The sequence below is a fragment of the Deltaproteobacteria bacterium genome, assembly GCA_026388545.1.
In the GTDB taxonomy this organism is placed as follows: Bacteria; Desulfobacterota; Syntrophia; order Syntrophales; family UBA2185; genus JAPLJS01.
Genome location: JAPLJS010000006.1, coordinates 1 through 3849 on the forward strand (window position 1 = coordinate 1; position 3849 = coordinate 3849).

General features: G+C 48.5%; 3 protein-coding genes. 2 read left to right on the plus strand and 1 reads right to left on the minus strand.

Annotation, left to right across the window (positions count from 1 at the left end; all coding sequences use genetic code 11):
• On the plus strand, positions 1 to 1396 hold a 1396-nt coding region (locus NTW12_00195), incomplete at its 5' end, for an enoyl-CoA hydratase/isomerase family protein (protein MCX5844775.1).
• Positions 1397 to 1411: 15 nt separating this feature from the next.
• On the plus strand, positions 1412 to 2599 hold the full coding sequence (locus NTW12_00200) for a thiolase family protein (GenBank protein ID MCX5844776.1): 1188 nt from the start codon (positions 1412 to 1414) through the stop codon (positions 2597 to 2599).
• Positions 2600 to 2716: 117 nt separating this feature from the next.
• Here NTW12_00200 and NTW12_00205 read toward each other — a convergent pair whose 3' ends face one another.
• On the minus strand, positions 2717 to 3199 hold the full coding sequence (locus NTW12_00205; protein MCX5844777.1) for a heme-binding protein: 483 nt from the start codon (positions 3197 to 3199) through the stop codon (positions 2717 to 2719).
• Positions 3200 to 3849: the final 650 nt, after the last annotated feature.

The window sequence follows — 3849 nt, forward strand, 5'->3', positions numbered from 1 at the left end:
GGCGAAAAAAGTGGAAGATAACGTCCCTAAGATGATCAAGACTGTATTTGATGGAACCGATGTCGCGGCGGATCTCGCCCGTGAGTATTTCTGCAACAATTTTATCTATGCTGCCAACCGTATTCCCGAGATTTGCGACAACATCGTGGCCATCGACAATGCCATGAAGTGGGGTTACAACCACCAGCTCGGTCCGTTTGAAACCTGGGATGCAGTAGGTGTTCGCGGTGCAGTTGCCGTGATGAAAAAGCTGGGGAAGCATGTTCCCAAAAAGATCGAGGAGATGCTTGATGCAGGCTTTGAATCATTTTACATAAAAAAGGAAGACGGCCTTTCTTACTTTGATTTTGAGACGAGAAATTATGTAAAACTAAAGGAAAACCCGAAGATCATTATTCTGCCTTCCCTCAAAGACCGGAAAAAGATTGTAAAGCAGAATCCGGGTGCAAGCCTCGTTGACATTGGCGATGGCGTTGTCTGCCTTGAATTCCATACCAAGATGAATTCGGTAGATCAACAAATTGTCCAGATGATTTTTGACAGTTGCGATATTGTGGAAAAGGATTTTGTCGGCATGGTTGTCGGTAACCACGCTACCAACTTCTCCGTGGGCGCCAATGTATTTATGGTTCTTATTGCTGCCCAGAAAGGCGACTGGGATTTATTGGAAAAGCTGATAGAGGAATTCCAGAATGCCAACATGAGAATGAAGTATTGTGCAAAGCCTGTTGTTACCGCTCCTGCGGGTATGAGCCTGGGTGGCGGTTGTGAGATCGCCATGCACGGGGCAAAATGTCAACCCTGCGGAGAAACCTATATAGGACTTGTGGAAGTCGGTGTCGGTGTTATACCGGCCGGCGGGGGCTGTAAAGAGCTGATGGTAAGGATCACCGAAGGTATCCCCGACGGCGCCATTGAGGCGGGGTTGAACCTCCAGCATTTTTATTCCAAGGTTTTCGAAAATATAGCTATGGCGAAAGTTGCCACCAGCGCTGTGGAAGCAATGGAACTGGGATACGTGAGAAAAACAGATACTATCAGCCTGAACAGGGATCAGCAGATCTGGGATGCAAAACAGGTCGTCCTAGGTCTTTCCATGTTTTACAAAAAACCGCCGCCTGCAATGATTCCTGTAATGGGAGAGAACTTCAGGGGTATGTGTAATTCCGTTGTGTACAATATGAGGCAAGGGAATTTCATTTCAGACTTTGATGCGCATATCGCCGGGAAACTTGCCGACATACTTTCCGGCGGTGACTGTCCGGAAGGTACACTGGTTACTGAACAGGAAATTCTTGACCTGGAGCGAGATGCCTTTTTGAGTCTCTGCGGTGAGCAAAAGACTCAGGACAGGATCATGCATTTGCTGAATACGGGCAAACCTTTACGCAACTAAGTAAGGAGGAATATCATGAGTGAAGCCGTTATTGTTGAATCCGTGAGAAGTCCGGGCGGACGTTACAGGAGAGGTGGTCTTGCGTACACCCGGAGTGATGAAATAGGTATCCAGGTAATGAAGGGCCTTCTGGCAAGGGTTCCCGCGCTGAAGCCTGAAGATGTGGATGACGTGATTGTCGGATGCGCTTTTCCCGAGGCTGAACAGGGTATGAACCTGGCGAAAGTTATTGCCATTGGGGCAGGGGTTCCCATTACCGCATCAGGCATGACGATAAATCGCTTCTGCTCTTCGGGGGTGCAAGCCGTTGCCGATGCGACGGCGAAAATCAGGGCGGGCTGGTCGGAAGTCATTATTGCCGGAGGTTGTGAGAACATGTCCCATGTGCCCATGGGGGGGAATGTATTTCGTCCCAATCCGGACTGGGGAGATTTACCGAATGTCTATGTATCGATGGGCATAACGGCAGAGAATGTTGCCGCAAATTATAAGGTATCCCGTGAAGACCAGGATAGGTTCGGCATGGAGAGCAACCGCAGGGCATTCGAGGCAATAAAGGCGGGAAAATTCAAAGATGAGATTATACCGATTAAAGCCTACCGATATGCAAAATCAAAAAATGGAAAAAGGGTAAGGGAACAGGTTGTGTTTGACATGGATGACGGCGTGAGGTGGCCGACGACGATGGGAGATCTTGCAAAATTGAAGTCGCCGTTTAAGCAGGGTGGTTCGGTTACCGCCGGCAACTCATCCCAGATGACCGATGGGGCAGCGTTTACTCTGCTTATGAGTGAAGAGAAGGCTAAGTCTTTAGGCTTGAAACCCCTTGCAAGGCTATCTTACTTCGCCGTTGCCGGCTGCAAACCGGAAGAAATGGGGATTGGACCCGCCTTCGCGATACCTAAAGTTCTTAAATTGGCAGGATTAACAACGAAGGACATTGACGTGTTCGAAATTAACGAAGCCTTCGCCTGCCAGGCACTTTATTCAATAAAGGTAGTCGGTATCGAAGACAGACTGGCGGCCGGTGATGTGAATCCAAACGGAGGCGCGATCGCCCTTGGCCACCCACTTGGCGCTACCGGCGCCAAGCTGACTGCTCAGCTTCTCTATGAGTTGAAGCGGCGTAAGGCAAAGAGGGGGATCGTTTCCATGTGTATCGCGGGCGGCATGGGGGCAGCAGGGATATTTGAGATGCTATAGCCTTCTATAAATTTGTTCGTGAAAAAGGAAAGCCACGGCTCCAATAGCCGTGGCTTTTTTGTGGAGACAGATCAGCCAAAGCCTAATATCGTCCCTGTTCCCGGCAGGCTTAAACCGCTATTGCAGTGCTTTCGCTCCGGCTGTCGCCACCTGGCCGTCCTGCGCGGCTGAGCCACCCGACACGCCTATTGCTCCGATGATCTTGCCGTTCTGAATGATCGGCACACCGCCCTCGATTGCGCTTATGCCGTCCAGGGTCAGATACGCCGTCTTTCCACCACCGATTAAATCCTCGAAGGCTTTTGTCGGTCGCTTGTAAGCAACGGAACACTTGGCTTTGTGGACCGCCACGTCGATGCTGCCGTACTGTACAACATCGAACCTCTCGAGGTAGAGGAGATTCCCACCCGTATCCACGATTACGATCACGACTTTAATCTTCATCTTGATCGCTTCCGCGGCTGCGGACGCGGCGACGTTCTTAGCAGTGGCCAAGCTTATATTCGGGCCATAAGGATTTGGCATCTGCTGGGCCAGGGCCGTGCCTGAAAAAACAAAAAGGACGATACATAAAACGGCAATGATTTTTAATATCCGCATACTCCCTCCTTTTTTATTAAGAATTCCCATTGTGATGGGTGAATCGAGTATAACAGGACGTTTTTGTCTGTCAATAGAATTTCAATATATCCCTCCCTTGACATACCATTATTGACATACAACCACCTTTCCTATATACCTTGACAATGTCATTGACTTAAGTAATTTGACTCCCCTCTTTTCTAAAGAGGGGTCGGGGGAGATTTTACGGACCATCGTAAAAAAATCCCCCTTTGCAAAACTGTATAAAACCAGCAATTTTGTCATTCCGGCGAAAGCCGGAATCCAGTATTTTCAAGTATTTTCTGGATTCCCGTTTTCACGGGAATGACGATTTGCCAAGTTTCATGAGAAATTCAAAGCTCTCTCATAACGAAAGGCGAATCCGAAACCATTGAATTCAAGTCCTCGTTCGACCGGGAAGCCATCGAGGAATTCCACAACCCTCCGGATAAAACCCTCGCGTAAATGAGCAGAGGGCATGAAAAATGAGGTGTACACATGCCAATACTTACAGAAGAACAGGTTATTTCTTTTATTAAGACCCATAAAGATGATTTTTATGAAAGATACGGTGTCCACAAAATTGGTCTGTTCGGAAGCTTCGCCAGGAAAGAACAGACGGAAGCAAGCGATATAGATATTGCCAT

Excerpts from the sequence above, each read along its gene's own strand:
- NTW12_00200 (MCX5844776.1), top strand. The coding sequence starts at position 1,412 with ATGAGTGAAGCCGTTATTGTTGAATCCGTGAGAAGTCCGGGCGGACGT.
- NTW12_00205 (MCX5844777.1), bottom strand. The coding sequence starts at position 3,199 with ATGCGGATATTAAAAATCATTGCCGTTTTATGTATCGTCCTTTTTGTT.